This is a genomic window from Solibacillus sp. FSL W8-0372, from assembly GCF_037969735.1.
GTDB classification, from domain to species: domain Bacteria; phylum Bacillota; class Bacilli; order Bacillales_A; family Planococcaceae; genus Solibacillus; species Solibacillus faecavium.
In genome coordinates this window covers 455,372-476,079 of record NZ_CP150204.1, presented here as the reverse complement: position 1 = coordinate 476,079, position 20,708 = coordinate 455,372, and the positions used below count along the sequence as shown (strand labels likewise).

Annotated in this window: 20 protein-coding genes, 1 riboswitch and 1 other annotated feature; of the genes, 11 read left to right on the top strand and 9 right to left on the bottom strand. The window is 38.6% G+C overall.

Annotation, left to right across the window (positions count from 1 at the left end; translation table 11 throughout):
* Positions 1-13 precede the first annotated feature (13 nt).
* Both MKY13_RS02390 and MKY13_RS02385 read right to left on the bottom strand, forming a co-directional pair.
* Positions 14-550: an ECF transporter S component gene (locus MKY13_RS02390; RefSeq protein WP_339215075.1), complete on the bottom strand. Its 537-nt coding sequence runs from the start codon at positions 548-550 to the stop codon at positions 14-16.
* Positions 551-555: 5 nt separating this feature from the next.
* Positions 556-1,098 (bottom strand): hypothetical protein, encoded by a 543-nt coding sequence (locus tag MKY13_RS02385; RefSeq protein ID WP_339215073.1) that lies wholly within the window; start codon positions 1,096-1,098, stop codon positions 556-558.
* Between the two features lie 136 nt (positions 1,099-1,234).
* Between MKY13_RS02385 and MKY13_RS02380 the strand changes: the two genes are divergently transcribed.
* Positions 1,235-2,329: a sugar diacid recognition domain-containing protein gene (locus MKY13_RS02380; RefSeq protein ID WP_191700749.1), complete on the top strand. Its 1,095-nt coding sequence runs from the start codon at positions 1,235-1,237 to the stop codon at positions 2,327-2,329.
* Positions 2,330-2,378: 49 nt separating this feature from the next.
* Here MKY13_RS02380 and MKY13_RS02375 read toward each other — a convergent pair whose 3' ends face one another.
* Both MKY13_RS02375 and MKY13_RS02370 read right to left on the bottom strand, forming a co-directional pair.
* On the bottom strand, positions 2,379-3,482 hold the full coding sequence (locus MKY13_RS02375; RefSeq protein ID WP_191700748.1) for a 2-keto-3-deoxygluconate permease: 1,104 nt from the start codon (positions 3,480-3,482) through the stop codon (positions 2,379-2,381).
* Between the two features lie 15 nt (positions 3,483-3,497).
* Positions 3,498-4,640, bottom strand: coding sequence for a glycerate kinase (locus MKY13_RS02370; protein ID WP_339215070.1), 1,143 nt, complete (start codon positions 4,638-4,640; stop codon positions 3,498-3,500).
* 358 nt (positions 4,641-4,998) lie between these two features.
* On the opposite strand from MKY13_RS02370, the gene MKY13_RS02365 reads away from it, so the two are divergent.
* Positions 4,999-6,351, top strand: a complete 1,353-nt coding sequence (locus MKY13_RS02365) for a YjiH family protein (RefSeq protein WP_191700746.1) — start codon at positions 4,999-5,001, stop codon at positions 6,349-6,351.
* 72 nt (positions 6,352-6,423) lie between these two features.
* Here the strand turns inward: MKY13_RS02365 and MKY13_RS02360 are convergent, their stop codons facing one another.
* Positions 6,424-7,173, bottom strand: coding sequence for an SDR family oxidoreductase (locus tag MKY13_RS02360; RefSeq protein ID WP_339215068.1), 750 nt, complete (start codon positions 7,171-7,173; stop codon positions 6,424-6,426).
* Between the two features lie 347 nt (positions 7,174-7,520).
* Between MKY13_RS02360 and ilvA the strand changes: the two genes are divergently transcribed.
* Positions 7,521-8,783, top strand: a complete 1,263-nt coding sequence (gene ilvA / locus MKY13_RS02355; RefSeq protein ID WP_191700744.1) for a threonine ammonia-lyase IlvA — start codon at positions 7,521-7,523, stop codon at positions 8,781-8,783.
* A gap of 79 nt (positions 8,784-8,862) precedes the next feature.
* On the opposite strand, the gene MKY13_RS02350 is transcribed toward ilvA, so the two are convergent.
* The 3 genes from MKY13_RS02350 to MKY13_RS02340 form a co-directional block, all read right to left on the bottom strand.
* On the bottom strand, positions 8,863-9,657 hold the full coding sequence (locus MKY13_RS02350) for an ABC transporter ATP-binding protein (RefSeq protein ID WP_339215065.1): 795 nt from the start codon (positions 9,655-9,657) through the stop codon (positions 8,863-8,865).
* Entirely contained in the window at positions 9,650-10,690 is a 1,041-nt protein-coding gene (locus tag MKY13_RS02345) for an ABC transporter permease (RefSeq protein WP_339215063.1), read from the bottom strand. The genes MKY13_RS02350 and MKY13_RS02345 overlap by 8 nt, the downstream gene beginning before the upstream one ends.
* A 195-nt stretch (positions 10,691-10,885) precedes the next feature.
* A complete protein-coding gene (locus MKY13_RS02340) occupies positions 10,886-11,902 on the bottom strand; it encodes an ABC transporter substrate-binding protein (RefSeq protein WP_339215061.1) in 1,017 nt (338 codons plus the stop codon).
* 292 nt (positions 11,903-12,194) lie between these two features.
* A riboswitch (PreQ1 riboswitch) is annotated at positions 12,195-12,239 on the top strand.
* Positions 12,240-12,245: 6 nt separating this feature from the next.
* On the opposite strand from MKY13_RS02340, the gene MKY13_RS02335 reads away from it, so the two are divergent.
* From MKY13_RS02335 to MKY13_RS02300, 8 genes are all read left to right on the top strand, one after another.
* The gene (locus tag MKY13_RS02335) at positions 12,246-12,731 is read left to right on the top strand and encodes a QueT transporter family protein (RefSeq protein WP_191700740.1); all 486 of its coding nucleotides are present in this window, start codon (positions 12,246-12,248) and stop codon (positions 12,729-12,731) included.
* A 170-nt stretch (positions 12,732-12,901) separates the two neighbouring features.
* Positions 12,902-13,109 (top strand) — a binding site (T-box leader).
* Positions 13,110-13,169: 60 nt separating this feature from the next.
* Positions 13,170-14,153, top strand: a complete 984-nt coding sequence (locus MKY13_RS02330) for a metal ABC transporter ATP-binding protein (RefSeq protein ID WP_339215058.1) — start codon at positions 13,170-13,172, stop codon at positions 14,151-14,153.
* A 6-nt stretch (positions 14,154-14,159) separates the two neighbouring features.
* Positions 14,160-15,197, top strand: a complete 1,038-nt coding sequence (trpD, locus tag MKY13_RS02325) for an anthranilate phosphoribosyltransferase (protein ID WP_339215056.1) — start codon at positions 14,160-14,162, stop codon at positions 15,195-15,197.
* Positions 15,194-15,988, top strand: a complete 795-nt coding sequence (gene trpC / locus MKY13_RS02320) for an indole-3-glycerol phosphate synthase TrpC (protein WP_339215054.1) — start codon at positions 15,194-15,196, stop codon at positions 15,986-15,988. The genes trpD and trpC overlap by 4 nt, the downstream gene beginning before the upstream one ends.
* Positions 15,985-16,602 carry a phosphoribosylanthranilate isomerase gene (locus MKY13_RS02315; protein ID WP_339215052.1) on the top strand — a complete coding sequence of 206 codons (618 nt, stop codon included), beginning with the start codon at positions 15,985-15,987 and terminating at the stop codon, positions 16,600-16,602. Before trpC ends, MKY13_RS02315 begins: the two co-directional genes overlap by 4 nt.
* Positions 16,599-17,789, top strand: a complete 1,191-nt coding sequence (trpB, locus tag MKY13_RS02310; protein ID WP_339215050.1) for a tryptophan synthase subunit beta — start codon at positions 16,599-16,601, stop codon at positions 17,787-17,789. Before MKY13_RS02315 ends, trpB begins: the two co-directional genes overlap by 4 nt.
* The gene (gene trpA, locus MKY13_RS02305) at positions 17,786-18,565 is read left to right on the top strand and encodes a tryptophan synthase subunit alpha (RefSeq protein WP_339215048.1); all 780 of its coding nucleotides are present in this window, start codon (positions 17,786-17,788) and stop codon (positions 18,563-18,565) included. Before trpB ends, trpA begins: the two co-directional genes overlap by 4 nt.
* A gap of 66 nt (positions 18,566-18,631) precedes the next feature.
* The gene (locus tag MKY13_RS02300; RefSeq protein ID WP_191700733.1) at positions 18,632-18,865 is read left to right on the top strand and encodes a sulfate permease; all 234 of its coding nucleotides are present in this window, start codon (positions 18,632-18,634) and stop codon (positions 18,863-18,865) included.
* Positions 18,866-18,899: 34 nt separating this feature from the next.
* Here MKY13_RS02300 and MKY13_RS02295 read toward each other — a convergent pair whose 3' ends face one another.
* Positions 18,900-20,513, bottom strand: coding sequence for a long-chain fatty acid--CoA ligase (locus MKY13_RS02295; RefSeq protein WP_339216835.1), 1,614 nt, complete (start codon positions 20,511-20,513; stop codon positions 18,900-18,902).
* Between the last annotated feature and the right edge of the window lie 195 nt (positions 20,514-20,708).

Here is a 20,708-nt window from a genome sequence, read left to right as displayed (position 1 = left end):
TGTATTTCCCCCTCTATGCATTCACTTGTGGAAGCTGGTTTTGTGTTTGAAATTTTTCAATTGCTTTTACAAGTGGAATAATGATTAATAATTGAATTAGAATTCCTGGTAAAGCTATTATAAATGCGGCTTGAATAAACATTTGGAAACCAAAATCGAAATTTGAGAATCCATATAAAATAGCGGCTGCAACTCCGTATACTATTCTTCCTATTAGCATCGAAACTAAAAGACTAACATATGGGTTTAACTTCAAGTTTTTATATGTGTAACCAGCTACAAAACCATAAGTAGCCAATTCAAACATCATACTAAGACCTACAGGGAAAATAATTGGCATGCCCGAAATTAAAAAGGCAACAAATGGAGTAAGCATTCCTGCTAGTAAACCATATTTTTTACCACATATAAAACCACATAGTAAAATCGGAATATGCATCGGTAATAAAACAGCTCCTGGAGTACCGATTGGTATAACCTTAACAATTTGTGCCAAAACGATGGCTATCGCAATAAACAATGATGTATATACTAAATAACGTACCTTCAATTATTTCACTCTCCCATTTGGTTTAAATATTCAAAATATCTGTCCTCCAAAGGAATCCATTCTTGAATATATTTTTCTACTATTTGAGGTGTATTTCTCTTTTTAAGTCTAGTCATTTGTTCTGACTTTGTAATTTCTAAAATTAACGCATAATCTATATATTTTTGTAGTGTTGGATGTAACGCATATACACCTTCTAATAGCAAAACTGTACTTTGCTGTCCTTCTTTTTCTTCATAGGTTTTTGTTTGACAATTAAACGCTCTGTAATGGGAAAATTCACGATTTTTAAAAGGAATGCAAATCTCTTCTTCCACTCGTTTATAATCCACATTTCCGCCTATTTCAGCTAACCTTTCTGGCGTTTTCATATTCATTGGCAGGAAGAAATGATCCATCGGTATCATAACTATATTGAATTTTTCTTTTAATTTTTGAGCCAACGTGGTTTTTCCGCTTGTTGCTGGACCATCTATCGCTATAATAACGGGTTCATTTTTTTCTAGTGATTGCTGAATTATAAATTCTATATCCTTTATTTTTTCCATTAATACATCCTCCAATTTTTTATAAAAACATAATATTTTGTATTTTTAGAATCTTACTATTATACTTTACTAATATACCAATTAAAATAAAATTTAACAGAAATTAATAGTCTGACTAATTTATTGAGGTGCAAATATGTTAACAAAGGTTTTAGCTGAAGCTATCGTTAATGAAACTTCAAAAGTACTTTCATTAAACGTTAATATAATGGATTTGGAAGGAATTATAATCGCTTCTAAAAATCCTTCTAGAATTTCTCAATTTCATGAAGGTGCTTTAATGGTCCTTAAAAAGAAAAAAGTTATTAAAATTTTTAAAGAGGATACTCAAAAATACCAAGGAACACAGGAAGGCATTAATATTCCAATTGAATTTAATAACGAAATTGTTGGTGCAATTGGAATCACTGGCAACCCTAATGAAATTGAAGAAATTTCCAATATAGTAAAAATGCTTGCTGAATTATTATTAAAGCAAGCACATATAACTTCTGCAAATGAATTTAAAAATATTCAACAATCCTTAATTATTGAAGAGCTACTGCAACCTTCCATAAATATCGTAAATTTAAAACGCCTTCTTTTTAATTTGGATATATCTGTAGAGAACAAATATTTAATTTCGGTTATGGAAACTAATAATCATTTTGAAACAAATACAAAGGAATATTTTATTTTCATGAATGATTTAGTTACTCGGGCCACATTACATAAAAAAATGTCCATTAGTCGCTATTTATTAGTGTTCGATCTTTTCAAACAACCAATGGAAACAGTAATCAACGATTTCAAAAATTTTATCAATCTTAGTAAAAACATTAAAATTGTTTATACGGCCCCTATAGATAATATTACAAATTTAAAATTTGCTTATGAGGAATGTGAATTACTTTTAAATTTAAATATAGAAAGCAACATTATTAATTATCAAAATCATCTACTAGAAGGGATGCTTGCACAAATTCCATTGAATGCTGCAAAAAAATTTTTACATAATCCAAATTATCAATTTATCCTTGATAATGAAGAATTGCTCTCTACTTTTATAAACTCAAATTTAAATGTTACTATTGCAGCTAAAGCATTATTCATTCATCCCAATACATTAAAATATCGATTAAATAAAATTCAGAAAGAATCTCTCCTTAATCCTCGTAATATTAACGATATTATTACAATCAAATTTATTATTTGGCTAAATCAATTTACATTTCAGCAAAATAAATTATGAGTAAAATAGCAAATGGCTGTAGCATATTGGATGATACAGCCTAATAGCTTTATTTTGTTACACTTTTATCTAAGCCAGGGTACTCATCCGTACCAATAATACCTCTCTTTCTTTGATACCTATCTACTAAAATTACTGCTAATGGACACAGAATGGATGTAGTAATAGTTGAAATCGAAATCTGTGCAGTTGCAATAGGTACTATCGCTTCAATTTTTGCATATTCAGCTGCACTCATCGCGCCTGAAGAAACTGCGACAGCGGCTGCAGCTAAAATGGCTGCTGGAGTTGCTGCTGCATTACCTGCTGTTGAAGCTTCTGCAAACGGTGCAATATAACTTTTTTCTTTGAAAAGTTTAAATACTAAGGCACCTGTTACTGAAGTAACACCGAATGTTAAAAATGCTAAAACTAAACCGCCTGCAAGCACTTCCGGATTAAAGAAATTTGATAAGTTCATACCAGCTCCTAATGAAAAAGCAAAGAAGGGTATTAAAATAGATTCTCCTGGTTTTAAAAAATCACGCATTTTTGGATCTAAATTTCCTAACAGCATACCGATACCAATTGGTAATAATACCGCAACAAACGAAATTACCGGGAATGCTGTTCCTAACATACCTAGCGAAACTAAAGTTAGAAATGGACCATCGTTAATTGCTAGAATAGATAAACCCCCTACATCAGAGCGGTTACCATATTGTCCAGTTAAAGCTGCGTACATACCACTATTACTATTTGTCATACCTGCAATAATAGCTAGCGTTGAAAGCCCAAGAATACCAGTCCATGGGTCAAACATCATCCCAAACAGCATCCCTACTCCAAGCCCACCAAAATATTTAGTTCCGGTTAAAAGGACGCCTTTTTTTAAGGATCTTCCTCCAACTTTTAAATTCATTTGACTCCCTACGATGAATAAGAATAAGGCGATCAGAACTAATGCGCTATCTTTAAATAAATATTGTGAAAATCCGCCAATTCTTAAAAATTCATAATAGCCGTCACTTGTCGGAGCAGTACCTAAAGCTTTTAAAATATTCATTACAAACGGAATATGCAATTGATCAATTGTATTTAATGTAGCCCCTAATAATAGTGGTATCACCATCATCCCACCAGGTACTTTTTCAATCGTATCCTTGATATTCAATATAAAAACCCCCTATTAATTTTTTATTTCGTTGTAAAAAAATGTCCTAACGACTTGCTCAGTTGTTGAAACCAATAACTCCCCTGCATGTAACATGGCCTCTTCTAAGTTCATTGGACAATTAATGATGCTATTTACACTGACAACCCCATGCTCATATAAACTTTCAAATCCTTTACCTATGGATCCGGCTATTATAATTGTCGGTACATTTTTTGATTTTGCCCTTTGCGCTACTCCAAGTGGTGTTTTTCCATACACTGTTTGGCTATCAACTTTTCCTTCACCAGTAATCACTAAATGTGCATCATTTAAATACTCATTTAATTTAATAAAATCTAAGACGACATCTACACCTCTTTGAAATTCAACAGGGAAAAATGCTTGAAATGCTCCACCAATTCCACCTGCGGCACCTGCACCTGCTTTTTCATGAAGTGTAATACTTGTTGTTTCCTCAATCATATTTGCCCAGTGCATTAGATTTTCATCTAAAATTATGACCTCTTCTTTTGTCGCCCCTTTTTGAGGTCCGAAAACGTGGGAAGCCCCAGTAGGACCAATTAATGGGTTTTGGACATCTGAAGCTATTAAAAACTTACATTCTTTAATTCTTTGATCGAAATGGGATAAATTAATATAGTGAATATTATTTAATTCACCCCCTCCAAATTTTATTTCCTCTCCCTTTTGATTTTGTAGCTTCATTCCTAATGCTTGTAACATGCCAGCCCCGCCATCATTTGTTGCGGAACCACCCAATCCAATAACGAATGACTTATACCCTTCATCTAATGCATGCTTTATAAGTTCTCCTGTTCCATAAGTTGTTGTAGTTAATGGAGATAATTGGCCATTTGGGACTAGGTGTAATCCAGAAGCAGTTGCCATTTCAATTACACATGTTATTCCATCACCTAACACTCCGTAAGATGCATTCACCTGATTTCCTAATGGTCCTGTCACTGATAAGCTTTTTTTTGTACCTCCAGTCGCCGCAACCAAAGTATCCATCGTACCTTCTCCACCATCTCCTACTGGAAGCTTTATAGTTTTAACATCTCTAAAAGCCTGTTTTATTCCCATTTCTATGTAATTTGATACTTCAACGGCACTTAGGCTCCCCTTAAAGGAGTCCGGCGCTATAATAATGTTCATTATTACCCTCCTAATTTGTAAACGCTTCCAACTAACTGAATTATAAGTTTATTTATTGGGTACTTCTATATTAATAGTGACAAAAAAAATCCTCTTTTCGCTTATAAATTTATTAAATCTAACAAAACTTACTATTTTACATCCTAAGAGTTCTAAAAATAAAAACCCAGGAGAATTTTTTAGACTGTATGTTGTTACATCAATTTGGTTTTAATTCCATTGCATAGGGTAAAGATAAACCCCTCCTACTCAACATATATTTCTGAAAATTTAATCTTTACGCAAAACAGTAGACAAATGAATATTCAAGATTTATAGTGTATAAATATTCAACTAACAAATTAAAGAGGTTATATATATGACAAAGAAATTTTCTTTTTATACGTGGTTTCTTTTTATAGCGTTTTCTGTACTTGGTGTGTTTATTTTTATTACTCCGATTGGAACAGATGATGGCATAAAAGTACCGATTGCTATTCTTGCTAATTTTTTGGCAGGTAAAGTCGAACCATTTATTCATTGGTTCGCATTCATTGTGTTTGTAATTGCTGCTGCGGGTTCTGTAGCAATGCAATTCATTCCACAAAAAGGTTCTCGTACATTAGCGGATTCTTTATTCCGTGTTAACTGGTTCTGGACAATTATGCGTGTGCTTGCAGTTATTTTCGCAAGTATGTATGTTTTCCAAATTGGGCCTGAGAGTCTGACAAGTGATGTAACAACAGGTGTGCTGCTTGATCCTGCTGTTGGACTTGTAACATTCATGTTTGTATTATTCCTTTTTGCCGGATTATTACTACCATTATTGACGGATTTCGGTTTACTTGAATTTTTCGGGTCTATGATGGTAAAAATTATGCGTCCCCTATTCAAAATTCCTGGTCGATCAGCAATTGACAGCTTAGCTTCATGGGTTGGTGACGGGACAATTGGTGTCTTACTGACGAGCAAGCAATATGAAGACAAAAATTATACGGGACGTGAAGCCGCAACAATCGCCACAACGTTTTCTGTCGTTTCGATTACATTCTGCCTAGTCGTTGTTGAAACAATTGGTATTGGGGATTACTTCCTTGAATTTTATGCTTCTGTAATCATCTGTGGTTTAATTTTAGCGTTTATTATGCCACGTATTTACCCGCTTAAACAAAAGGCGGATACGTTAATTGACGGTAGTGAAGTACCTGCCAATCGTGAAGATGTACAAGAAGGCTTTAATGTATTTTCATACGGCTTACACAATGCATTAAATAAAGCGAATTCAAATCGCAGCTTAGGCAAAATGGTGAAGAACGGGTTTGTGAATGTATTGGAAATGTGGTTTGCGGTAACACCTATTATTATGGCATTTGCAACAATTGCATTAGTTTTAGCTGAATTTACAAGCTTCTTCCGTATTTTAGGAATGCCGTTTGAACCAATTTTAGCGCTTCTTCAAATTCCAGAAGCAGGTGAAGCCGCACAAACAATGATTGTCGGTTTTGCTGATATGCTATTACCATCAATTTTAGGCGCAGGTATTGAATCGGAAATGACGCGTTTCTTCATTGCAACGGTATCCGTTACGCAATTGATTTACATGTCGGAAGTCGGTGGATTAATATTAGGTACGAAGCTTCCATTAAAGCTTTGGGATTTATTCATTATCTTCCTAATCCGTACAATTATTTCGATTCCAATTATTGCTGCAATTGCACATTTACTATTCTAAATCGAACAAAAAATAAAGGGCTGCCGAAATATCAGATTTCCCTCTGACATTTCGAGCAGCCCTTTTTATATTTTATTTTGTGCTTGTGAATCCACCGTCGATACGAATGACTTCCCCATTAATATATTCTGCTTTTGATGTTAATAAGAATGTTACGAGCTCCGCCACTTCCTCAGGTGTCCCTAAGCGTTTTTGTGGGATTCCACTTGTTGCATTTTCCTTCATTTGTGGGTTTGCTTCAAAGAATGATTTTACCATTGGTGTTTCGGTCGGTCCTGGTGCAATGGCATTGACACGTAATCCGTCCTTTGCGTACTCTGCTACCATACTTTTCGTTAAGCCAATTATGCCATGTTTCGTTGCTGAGTACGTGACAACGGAGTCTTGACCTATGACACCAGCACTAGAAGCTGTATTCACGATTGAACCGCCACCATTTTTTAGCATCACTTCCGCTACATAACGTACCCCGTATAATGCACCTAACAAATTGATGCCAACAATCTGTTCAATTTCTTCGATTGTTGTATCTAAATAGTATTTCCCGCTTCCCGAAATACCCGCATTATTGAAGAAGTAATCGAAAGAACCGAATTTCTCCATTGTTTGGTCTACATATTTTTTTACTTCCTCTGCTTTCGAAACATCTGCTTTTATAAAAATAGCATCAACGCCAAGTGCTTTTACTTTTTCGACGGTTTCATTTCCGCCTTTTTCGCTTACATCCACTACTGCAATATTTATACCTTCTTGGGCCATACGGATAGCTGTCGATTGACCTAATCCGCTTCCCCCACCTGTAATAATAGCTGTTTTAGTCATATTTAATTCCTCCTAGATATGTTCTTGGAACTTGTAAAAAATTGATTTACTATAAAACAAAATTCCACTGCCATAGCATTGTATTTTTTACCCCTTCACTTCTTTACATAAACAATAAAACGGTAAATACGGGTTCTGACAATTCTTCATAAGGCTATCCGATTTGCTAAACAGATATGCAACTTTCTTTATTAAGGTAGTATGAAATAAATTACTTTCTTCAATAAAACGCTTTCATTATGAATAATTTAAGAACTTTCTAAATTTACTGACTTTTTAGGTCTCATAAGCACAAATTTATGATAGAATGATGTAATCTTTAAACTGATTACGGAGGTCACATGAAAATGGAAGTTGCTCAACCTAAAACAATTGCAGTTGAAAATGTATTGATTGCCCATCATTTTTTAAAAGATGTAGTCGTGCATACCCCGCTGCAATTAAATGAATATTTATCCGAAAAGTATGGTGCAAAAATTTATTTTAAGCGTGAAGACCTACAGCATGTTCGGTCCTTTAAATTACGCGGTGCCTATTATAAAATTAAGAAAATCGAAAATGAGGCACGTGCTTCAGGTGTCGTATGTGCAAGCGCCGGGAATCATGCACAAGGTGTCGCTTATGCCTGTGCAAAGCTTGAAATTCAAGCAACCATTTTCATGCCAAAAACAACACCAAAACAAAAGATCGATCAGGTTCGTATGTTTGGCCGGAACTTTGTTGAAATTGTGTTAGCCGGTGATACATTCGATGACTCAGCGGAAAGCGCAGTAGCTTATTGTGAAGAAGAGAACCGTATTTTCATCCACCCATTTGATGATGTTGACGTCATGGCGGGTCAAGGAACTGTAGCCGTCGAAATTATGAATGATATCGAGGAACCGATTGACTATATTTTCGGCAGCATAGGTGGGGGCGGTTTAATGTCCGGCGTATCCGCCTACATTAAAAACTTATCACCTACAAGTAAAATCATTGGGGTAGAGCCTGCCGGTGCAGCAAGTATGAAGTCTGCCTTTGAAAATAAGGAGCCTATTGCTCTCGACTGGATTGATAAATTTGTCGATGGTGCTGCTGTTAAATGTGTCGGGCAGGAAACGTATGAAGTATGTAAGCATTATTTGGACGATATTATTACTGTTCCAGAAGGAAAAGTGTGTACTACGATTTTAGACTTATATAATAAGCATGCAATTATTGCCGAACCAGCTGGAGCTTTGTCAGTTGCAGCTCTTGATTTTTATGCGGAACAAATCAGGGGGAAATCCGTTGTTATCATTATTTCAGGTGGAAATAACGACATCGGACGGATGCAGGAAATTAAAGAACGCTCGCTTATTTACGAAGGACTATTACATTACTTCATCGTTAGCTTCCCACAACGTTCCGGGGCGCTAAGACAATTTTTGGCCGAAGTGCTTGGGCCGAATGATGATATTACAACTTTTGAATATACGAAGAAAAACAATAAAGAGAGTGGTCCGGCATTAGTAGGGATTGAACTTGCCCACCCTGATGACCGCGCCGGTTTAATCGAGCGCATGTTGGCCAATGGTTTTGAATATAAAGAGGTTAATAAGGACAGTACATTGTTTGCACTTCTTGTGTAATCCCGGACAAAAATCTCCTTTATTCCATCTATAAAAAAATCCCGGCAGTCATTCTAACAATGACTGCCGGGATTTTATTTTAGCCTAATAGCGCGCGATCTGAATTCATTTTTTCTCCGCGGATATGCTCGAATTCGGTCATTAAATCTGGAATCGTTAGTGCCGGTTTTCGGTCTTCCCCTACCTCCAGGATAATCTGCCCTTTGTCCATCATAATTAAGCGATTACCTAAATCCAACGCCTGCTGCATATTATGCGTAACCATCAGCGTTGTCAGCTTACTTTCCTCCACCAATTCTTTCGTCAGCTTTGTAATAAGCTCTGCACGTGATGGGTCCAGTGCTGCTGTATGTTCATCGAGCAGCAAAATGGAAGGCTTCGTAAAGGTCGCCATTAATAGACTTAATGCTTGGCGTTCACCACCTGATAATAGACCTACCTTTGCATTTAGGCGATTTTCCAAATTCAGGTGTAATTTTTCTAATGAGGATTTGAAAAATTCACGGCGTTTTTTATCTACACCGAATCGAAGTGTGCGTTTGGCATTTCTTGAATAGGCAATCGCCAAATTTTCTTCAATCGTCATTGTAGGTGCTGTACCAGCCATTGGATCCTGGAACACACGGCCAATATGTACCGCCCGCTTATGTTCAGGTAAACGTGTTAAATCATTGCCATTAATAATGACAGATCCAAAGTCGGGTGTTAGGGCACCGGAAATCATATTCATCATTGTCGATTTCCCTGCACCGTTACTTCCAATTATGGTAACAAAATCACCAGGCGCTAAGTGCAAATTAATATTATCCAATGCAATTTTCTCATCGGGTGTTCCTTCGTTAAACACTTTATTGATACTATCCAATTTAAGCAAGGCCATTCCCTCCCTGCTCAACTTTTAAATTTGCCTTTTGTAGTGCCATTCGTTCTTCCAAACGTTTTGCCTTACGTTTCTTTTCTTTATACTTGTTAACGATTTGCGGAATTACTAATGCCAAAATAACGATAAATGCTGTAATTAATTTCATATCACCTGAATCCAGCCATTTTACACGCAACGCTAAAGCGTAAATCATACGGTAAATTATTGCCCCGGCAATAACAGCGAAGGTTACACGGACAATCGACTTCGTACCGAAAATTGCTTCCCCGATAATAACAGAGGCCAATCCGACAACAATCATCCCGATACCTAATCCAACATCCGCAAATTTTGTATATTGCGCAATTAATGCTCCTGACAGTGCAACCATACCGTTTGAAATACCTAACCCTAAAATAACTAATGAATCAGTATTTGCCGAAAAACTGCGAATCATCCGTTTGTTGTCCCCTGTAGCACGAATCGCCAAACCGACTTCCGTTTTTAAGAACCAGTCAACGATAAGCTTAATAATAATCGTCACAACGAGCATAAAGGCTAAAATACCCCAAGTTGTTGGCACCGTTGCCAGACCCATTGACTTTAAGGCATTTGAGATGACTGAATCAATGCCTAAACTTGCCCAAAAATTACCGAACACTGTAAAAATTGTTTCTGAATTTAACAGTGGGATATTTGGTCTTGTTACACCCGTATCGGAGCTTAATCCCATAATGCGAAGATTAATAGAATAAAGCGCGATCATCATTAAAATCCCTGCAAGCAGCGGATTGATTTTCCCTTTAGTGTGTAAAATTCCTGTCATACATCCAGCAATAAATCCAGCAACTGTTGCGACCAATGTTGCGAGTATCGGATTATAGCCAAGTACAATCATCATTGCGGCCGTACCTGCACCCGTTACAAAGCTTCCATCAACCGTTAAATCCGGAAAATCCAGCACTCGGAATGTTAAATAAACACCCAGTGCCATAATTGCATAGATGATTCCTTGCTCTACCGACCCAAACAAAGCTGTAAACATCTCGAATCATCTCCTATAATTTTTATCCATTGAACCTTTAGAGCTTATGAGCACCCATTAAAAAGTAGTTAAACGTTAATTCGCGCTAGGACCTTCTAGAATATTAGCCTTGATCTCATTACGATGACTTTAGGCAGACCTTCCTTAAGGGCACAAGCGCGAATATTTATTCCTGGCTATTTACCAGCATTCAAATTATTGTACTTCTGCTTCCCACTCAGGTTTAACTTCTAAGCCTAAATTTTCTGCAGTTTCTTTATTGATGACTAATTTTAAGTTTGCTGGGTATGCTGCCGGAATTTCAGAAGGAGATTTCCCTTCCAATAAAATTTGAGCTGCCATTTGCCCTGCTTCATAACCGATATCGTAGTAATTGAAACCGTATGCTGCTAATCCACCACGTGCTACAGAATCCAACTCACCAACGATTAATGGTAATTTGTTTGCATTTGCTACATCGATAACTGATTCTAATGCATTTACAACTGTGTTATCTGTAATGATGTAATACGCTTCTACTTTACCTAATAATGATTCTGTTGCTTGTTTTACTTCCGCTGATGTTGAAGCAGATGCTTCTACAATTGTAATACCTTCTTTTGCTGCTAATTCTTTAGCAGTTGAAATTTGGGCTACTGAATTTTGCTCTCCAGCGTTATAAACCATCCCTACATTTTTTACACCAAGTTCTTTTAAAAATGCCATTGTTTTTGGCATTGTCTCCGGATGTAAATCAATTGTTCCAGTAACGTTTGCCCCTGGAGTTGCCATTGATTCGATTAATTCCGCACCTACCGCATCGGTTACCGATGTGAAGATAATTGGAATATCAGCAGTTGCACCTTTTGCCGCTTGGGCAGATGGTGTTGAGTTTGCAAAAATCAAATCTACATTATCGCTTACTAATTGTTGTGCGATTGACATGTTAGCACTGTTATCTCCATTAGCTGATTTATCCACATACTCTGCTTTAATCCCTGCGTCTTCAATCGCCTTTTTGAATCCTTCTTTTGCAGCATCTAATGATGGGTGCTCTACGATTTGAGTTGTTCCGATTTTAAATGTTTTTGCTTCATCAGTTTGTGCAGACTCTGTTCCTCCGTCACTAGCTGTAGCATTAGTAGCAGTATCTTTCTCTTCTCCACCGCATGCTGCTAAAAGTAAAAGAAGCCCAAATACTAAAAAGGAAAGCTTCGTTAATTTACGTGTCATATAATTTATCCCCCTATTATTCTCTGTCACTTTAAAGCGACGAACTTCATTTGGATGAAGTGTGAATTAAAATTATATTACCTCTTCATTTTCAGATAGTCAATAAGATTTAGAATGTTCAGATATTAAATTAATTCACTACATATCTCTTCATGATAATTTCGCGCTTTAAACCACTGAATTATATATGCATTATTCATAATTTTATCATTTGTCAATTTATTGAACTTTGAAGGGGATTTAGTTCTATAATTCTTTACTTTCTTTTTCAATATTGCTATGATTGCAGTTGCTTTGCGTGGTTCGTAACCATCCCACGTTAAAAAACTAGGAGGAATTTAATATGAAAGTAAAGTTTCTTGCAACGAGTGCAATTATTGCAGCATTATATATTGCAATTACTATGCTAGTTGCCCCGATTAGTTTTGGACAAGTACAGTTCCGTATTGCCGAAATATTTAATCATCTAATCGCCTTCAACCCTCGTTTTATGTTAGGTGTTGTATTGGGTGTATTTTTTTCAAATTTCCTTATGTCATCGGTCGGTCCAATTGACCTAATTTTTGGCGTAGGACATACTATTCTTACACTTGGGATTTTTATTTTCATCTGTAAGTTTGTAAAAAACATTTGGGCACGTTTAGTTATTAATACGACACTCTTTACGTTTACAATGTTTATCATTGCGGCACAGCTTAACCTAGTGTTGGACTTTCCGTTTTGGGAGACATGGTTATTTGTAGCATTTGGGGAGTTTGTAGTTTTAGCGGTTGGTGCACCTATTATGTACACTTTAAATAAACGACTTGATTTCAAAAAATTGATCTAACATATATCGTTTCACCCACTGGTCATTAGCCGGTGGGTTTTTTGTTAAGTTTTTTTAGAATTGTTTGACATTTTTATTTTCAGTGTTAGAATAAGCATATTCAAAATATTACATTACGGTAGCAGGTTGCGGGAGCGCGACCACCGTTTCAGTTGAGAAGAGTTTAGTTGAGTAAATTGTTGAATAAGAAGAGTAGCATTTTCCATTTTGTGCAGAGAGCGTATGGTTGGTGAAAATACGTCAAAAGGTAAATGTGAATGGGCCTTATGAAAGCTGCCGGCATTAGTCGGCGGACGGTACCCTGCCGTTATCAGGTTTAAGTGGAGGCTATTTTATAGCTTCAATCGAGGTGGCAACGCGGTGCAGATCGTCCTCAGCAAAAGTTTATTCTTTTGCTGGGGACTTTTTTTATTCCCAAAATTAAAAGGAGTGTGTCGAATGGCAATTCAACAACGTTTTCGTACATCAATGAAAAAAGTGAACGGTGATCTACTGACACCAATCTCCATTTTCCAACGTTTAAAGGGCGAACGAAAATTTCTTTTAGAAAGCTCATCCAAATATGAGGGTAATGGACGCTACTCCTTCATCGGCGTCAATCCAAGAAAAACCTATAGCGGCAACGGACAGCAGCTTATTGATAAATCGCATCTATCCAATAGAGAGTACACATATGACGGTGAGCTTATTCAATTGATTAAACAAGTAATGCCGCGCATATCATCACATACCGAATATCCTTTTACGGGCGGGGGGATCGGCTATATTCATGCATTGCAAAAACCATTGCCTGAACTGCAGTTTCATGTTTACGATACACTCGTTATTTTCGATCATTTAACAGACGAGATTGCTGTTTTCCATACGAATATTGAAGCCGAGCAGGAGGAGCCAAATATTGATGTACTGATTGAGCAGTTGTTTACAAGCACAACACCAGAAGAAACATCGTATACCCTAAATCATGTCGAAAAAGAACGAAACGGTCATTATGCCGCACAATTTAGCGGCGATGCCCTTTCACTTTATCGAAAAATGCGAATTGATTATGCTGCACCATATATGTATTATGTCGAATTTGATGATTGCACTTTACTTGGAACATCACAGGCAAACTTTATGCAAGTACGGGACGGATCTATTTCAGTTACAAATGAAGCATTGCCAATTGAACCATTTAGTGTGGAAAATTCAGTGCAGAAATTGGCGACAACAACACAAGGCTCACTGAACCCAACGTTGCATGCGATTGATGTAGTAAAGGAGCTTCTGCCGGCACAAGGATTAATCGGCTATATTGGCTTTAACGGGCAAGTCGATTTCACGACACCCGATAATACGATAACGATTCAGGGAAATGTTGCACATCTTCACACAGAAACGAGTGAGGATGCCCCATTCCACTCACTATTGAAAGGATGAGTATGTATGTCTTTAACTCCTTACATTGAACAAATCGAGCGAAAAGAACATTTAGTTTTTAAAGAGATGCAGCAGGCTGCACAACTCATTTTTAATGAGCAGACACCGAAAGAACAGATAGCTGCCTTTTTAACAGCGATGAGTATCAAAGGCGAAACAGCACATGAAGTTGCCGGACTCGCTTCTGTCATGAAATCACATGCCGTCTCTGTTGATGCACCAGAAGGTATTTATATCGATAATTGTGGTACAGGTGGCGATGGCCTCCAAAGCTTCAATATTAGTACGACCGCCGCTTTCGTGTTAGCTGGCGGGGGCATTTTAGTCGCGAAGCATGGTAACCGGAAAGTGTCGAGTGCTTCAGGCAGCTCGGATGTTTTAGAAGCACTTGGCATTACCCTACTCCCGGATACGGCACAGACGATAGATTTATTGAAACAGCACGGAATTGCCTTTTTACATGCACCAAACATGCATCCAAAGCTAAAGCGAATCGGCGAAGTTCGACAATCACTTGGAAAGCCGACAATCTTTAATTTAGTCGGACCTTTAACAAATCCTGTACCTTTGAAAACTCAATTCGTTGGTATTAACCGCCCTAACTTTACTACGGATTATGCTGAAGTGCTGCACATGCTCGGTCGTGAGCGCGCGATTGTCGTATCGGGTGCACAAGGAATGGATGAGGCATCATTGGACGGTGAGAATACATTCGTCCTTTTAGACCACGGTGATATTATTCCGTTTAAGCTTCGTGCGGAAGATGTAGGCTTAACTGCAAAGCCATTATCGGCTATCCGTGGTGGCACCCCTGCTGAAAACGCAGTAATTATGCGCGATTTATTAAAAGGAAAGCAAAGTGTATATTTCGACACAGTCGTGTTAAATGCCGGCATTGGGTTCTTTGCATATGGCTTAGCGAGCACGATGAAAGAAGGTATCGACATGGCAAAGGACAGCATCCTGTCGGGTCGTGCATATGAAAAGCTAGAAAGTGTTGTTGCCTATAACAAAAAAGTGATGCAGGAGGAAACGATTATATGACTATTTTAGACCGAATTATAGCGCAAAAAGAGCTTGAATTACCTGCTTTACTTGCATCAGCACCAAACTTCCCAACAATTGATAAGGTACGCCCCTCTTTGTATGAAACATTAATTACCGCCAGTAAGTTGCAAGTCATTTCTGAAATGAAACGCGCCTCACCATCAAAAGGTGATATTGCGACACACATCGACCCTGTTGAACAGGCTAGACAGTATGAGGAAGCCGGTGCTGCCTGCATTTCCGTTTTAACAGAGCAGGCATTTTTTAAAGGCAGTTTCGAAGATTTACATGCGGTAGCAAATGCGGTGAATATTCCGGTGTTATGCAAAGACTTCATGATTCATGAAGTACAGATTGACTACGCAAAGGCTGCAGGCGCCTCGGTCATACTATTGATCGTGGCAGCATTGACGGATGAACAATTAAAGGCACTATACACATATGCAACCGAAAAACAGCTCGAAGTCCTTGTAGAAGTACACGATACGGAGGAGTTACAGCGTGCACTCAATATTGGCGCGAAAATTATCGGAGTTAATAATCGTAACTTAAAGACATTTGAAGTTTCCTTAACAACTACCGCTGAAATTGCCCAGCATCTTCCCCCTTCTTCCATTGCGTTTATTAGCGAAAGTGGCATTTGGAACGCAGAAGATGCACAGTTTGTGGCGAATGCAGGCGCAAAAGGAGTTTTAGTTGGCGAATCATTAATGGTGAGCGGAAACGTCAAGAATTCCCTTAAAGCACTACAAATCGACATCATAGCGAAGGTTGGCGAAAAGAGATGACTAAAGTAAAAATTTGCGGATTGAAAGAAATCGAACATGTCGAAGCTGCGGTAAAAGCTGGAGCGGATTTTATCGGGTTTATGTTTGCGCCCAGTAAACGACGCATTACAGTAGAGGAAGCAACCGAGCTGGCAAAGAGTATTCCAAGTACGATAAAAAAGGTTGGAGTTTTTGTAAATGAAAAGAACGATGTCATTCGACAAATTGCCGATCAAGTCGGACTCGACTATATCCAGTATCACGGAGATGAAACGCAGGAGGAAATACAGGAAATCGGTCTGCCAGCTATTAAGGCATTTTCGATTCGTGGGGAAGAAGACGTTAAGCGAGCAGCAACATATGATGTCGACTACTATTTATTCGATGCGCCAGGTACGAACTTCCGCGGAGGTAGTGGAGAATCATTTGACTGGATGCTTTTGGATAAAGTAAATATTCCGATGGAAAAGGTCATTTTAGCAGGTGGATTAAATGAAGAAAATGTAGGACTGGCGATTATGCTTGTCGAGCCATTTGCGGTAGATGTTTCAAGTGGTGTAGAGGTAGATGGTCGAAAAAGTTCGACAGCGATTACGAATTTTATTGAAATAGCAAAAGGAGAGTTGATTTTATGACGACGACTGTAAAAGGGCGCTTTGGACGATTTGGCGGTCAATTCGTGCCCGAGACATTGATGACTTCACTTGAGGAATTAGAGCTTGCATATGAGGAAGCAAAAAAGGACCCTTCTTTCAAGGAAGAACTTGACTATTATTTAAAGCAATATGTCGGACGGGAAACTCCCCTTTATTTTGCTGAGCGTTTAACGAAAAAAGTCGGCGGTGCAAAAATCTATCTAAAACGCGAAGATTTAAATCATACTGGCGCTCATAAAATAAATAATGCGATCGGCCAAGCACTTTTAGCAAAACGTATGGGGAAGAAGAAAATTGTTGCTGAAACTGGTGCAGGTCAGCATGGAGTCGCAACGGCAACTGCGTGTGCATTGCTTGATATGGAATGTATCGTTTATATGGGGGCAGAAGATGTACGCCGTCAGCAACTGAACGTTTTCCGTATGGAGCTGCTCGGAACAAAAGTTATTGCGGTAGAAAAAGGTTCCGCAACATTAAAAGATGCGGTTAATGAAGCATTGCGTCACTGGGTCACTCATATTGAAGATACGCATTACATTTTAGGTTCGGCACTTGGCCCGCACCCCTTCCCTACAATTGTCCGTGATTTCCAACGTGTTATTGGGGATGAAACACGTACCCAAATTTTACAGCAGGAAGGACGTTTACCCGATACGATCATCGCTTGTATTGGCGGTGGTAGTAATGCGATTGGAATGTTCTATCCGTTTGTGGAAGATCAAAATGTTGCATTATACGGGGTTGAAGCTGCAGGTTCCGGTGTAGATACAGATAAACATGCCGCAGCAATTCATGTCGGGAAAACAGGCGTCCTGCACGGTGCTTTCATGTATTTACTGCAAGACAAAGATGGTTTTGTACAAGAAGCACATTCTATTTCAGCAGGGCTCGATTATCCAGGTGTTGGTCCTGAGCATTGTCATTTACATGAAACAGGCCGTGCATCCTACCCTTCTGTTACAGATGAACAGGCACTTGAAGGTGTGAAGCTGTTATGTGAAACGGAAGGAATTTTACCGGCATTGGAAAGCGCGCATGCCGTTTACTATGCAAGTCAATTTGCCAAAGACCGTCCTGCTGATGAAATTGTTGTCGTGTGCTTATCAGGACGCGGAGACAAAGATGTGCACACATTAATGGATAAACTTGGAGGTGGCGTGAAATGACATTGCAAAAACAGCTTGAAAACGTATTAGCTGCAGGGGATAAAGCATTTGTTCCTTATATAATGGCAGGCGATGGCGGGCTTGAAACGTTAAAACCTACTATATTAAAGCTTCAGCAAATCGGAGTTTCCGCAATTGAAGTCGGAATTCCATTTACAGATCCTGTAGCAGATGGACCAACAATTGAACAAGCCGGCGAACGTGCACTTGCACACGGTGTGACATTGAAAAAGGTGCTGGATGAACTGCAAAGCTTTGCACAGGAAATCCGTATTCCTCTTGTTGTCATGACTTACTTAAATCCGATTTTAGCTTATGGAATTGAAGCATTTGCAGAGGATGCAAAACGTGGTGGTGTTCAAGGACTGATTGTACCGGATATGCCTTACGAAGAAAGTGCTTTATTGCATGACGCTTTAAAAGAAAACGGCATTGCGCTTGTTCAGCTCGTGTCATTAATGAGCCCTCCTGAACGTATTAAGAAATTAGCCACTGCAAGTGAAGGCTTCGTTTATGCCGTTACGGTAAACGGTATTACTGGTGAACGTGCAAGCTTTGCTACAGAACTTGCCGGGCACTTTGCAAACTTGAAAGCAGCGAGCAATATTCCGGTGTTAGCAGGATTCGGGATTTCAACAACCGAACATGTGAAGAGTTTTGGTGAGATTGCAGATGGCGTAATTGTCGGCAGTAAAATTGTCACTGCCTTAGTTGAGCAAGACTGGGCAACGATTGAAGCGCTAGTGCAAGCGACGAAAAAAGCTACGATAAATTAGTCTACTTTCTCTTTCCTTCCTGTGGTATCGTTTACTTATTAAGTAGTAGCGGATGGAGGCCAATGAATGAGTGTAAAGGATTTTTTTGCTGGGGTATTTTTCATCGCACTTGCAGGTTATTTTACGTATGCTTTAGTCGACAACATGTCATTACTCTTTATTGAGAGTACGACCGTTTGGCAATATTTTGTTGCATTCTTTCGTGTAGCGCTTATTATTTTCCTTTTCAACTTAGGACTTTCCTTAATGAAACGTTTTTTCACAGGTGGAAAAACAACAAAAAATGGGGACGCTCGGTAATTCGATGCGGTCCCATTTTTTTGGCAATTCTATATTATACTTGGAGCTGTGGATAAATTTCATTTACATTTTCACGCAGCTTCGCCTTTAAAAACTTCCCTACAGAGGTTTTCGGAATTTCTGTTAAGAAGACGATATCATCTGGTAGCCACCATTTGGCAAATTGCCCTTCCAAAAATGCAATTAATTCTTCTTTTGTAGCGGTTGCTTCCTCTTTTAATACGACACATGCCAGTGGCCGCTCCTGCCATCTCGCGTGTGGGATAGCAATTACTGCCGCTTCAAATACAGCTTCATGCGACATAAGCGCATTTTCCAAATCAACCGATGAGATCCATTCGCCGCCTGATTTAATTAAATCTTTTGTGCGGTCTGTTATTTTAATGAAACCCTCCTTTGAACGGACTGCTATATCGCCCGTGTAAAGCCATCCGTCTGAAAATGCTTCCGCTGTGCGCTCATCTTTATAATATTCAGCTGCAATCCAAGGTCCGCGTAAACGTAGCTCCCCCATCGTTTCGCTGTCCCAAGGTACTTCACCGTTTTCGTTTACGATGCTCGATTCAATTCCCGGAACTGTTAGCCCCTGCATTGCGCGTGTTTCAATTTTTTTATCTAACGGCCAGTCATCCATATGTGACATATCACGTGACATCGAAACAATCGGTGAAGTTTCCGTCATACCGTACACCACAATATAATTGACGCCCATTTCTTCATATTTCTTAATAAGTCCTTTTGGCGAAGCTGATCCCCCGCAGAAAATGGCCTGTAATGACGATAAATCACGCGCCTTCTTTTCTAGCTCCTGTATTGCGCCAAGCCAGATTGTCGGTACTCCTGCTGTTTTCGTCACACTATATTGCTCGATGAAATCTAAAATTAAAGCTGGTGTAAATTGTGGGCCGATTAACACTTGCGTCGCCCCAACATTTACTGCTGCAAATGGCATTCCCCATGCATTTACATGGAACATCGGGACAATCGGCAAAATCGTGTCACGCTCCGAAATCCCCATCGTATCCACCATTGAGATGGACATACTATGCAGCACGAGTGAACGATGTGTATAGACAACTCCTTTTGGATTGCCTGTTGTCGCACTTGTATAACACATACTTGCCGGTTCATTTTCATCCAAATCTTCCGGGAACTCGAAGCTGTCTTCTGCTTCTTCAAGCAGTGCTTCATACGATAAGACGTTTGGTAAAGTTGTGTTTGGCAAGTCTCCATCTGCCATTATGATGTAATGCTGCACTGTTTTTAATTCGTGCTGCACTTCTTCAATTAACGACACTAAATCTTCGTCTATTAAAATAATTTTATCTTCTGCATGATTAATAATGTACGCAATATGTTCCGGTGATAGGCGAATATTGACCATATGCAATATTGCACCTGAACATGGAACTGCAAAGTATGCTTCTAAATGGCGGTGTTGATTCCAGGCAAATGACGCAATTTTATCGCCGCGTTCCATGCCTAACTTTGTTAATGCGTGCGCCAGCTTTCTTGTGCGCTTTACCCATTGCCCGTATGTAAGGCGGTGAACCTTATTCTCACTTGTACGTGATATTATTTCCTTGTGTGCATAATACGTTTCTGCACGCTTGATCATATCTGTTAGAACGAGTGGTGTTTGCATCATCATAGTTTGTTTCCCCCTTGTATTAAGCGTTTCTTTTATTGGCAAATCCCCATCCCCAATAGTCGCCTCCCAATTTATCCCACAATATCATTCTAATATAATATACTGAAAAATGAAAATATTTTGTTAATAATGGCACTTTTTGCTTATTATGGTTTGTTAATTTCAGTTGAGATTAGGCGATTGTGAGGGAAC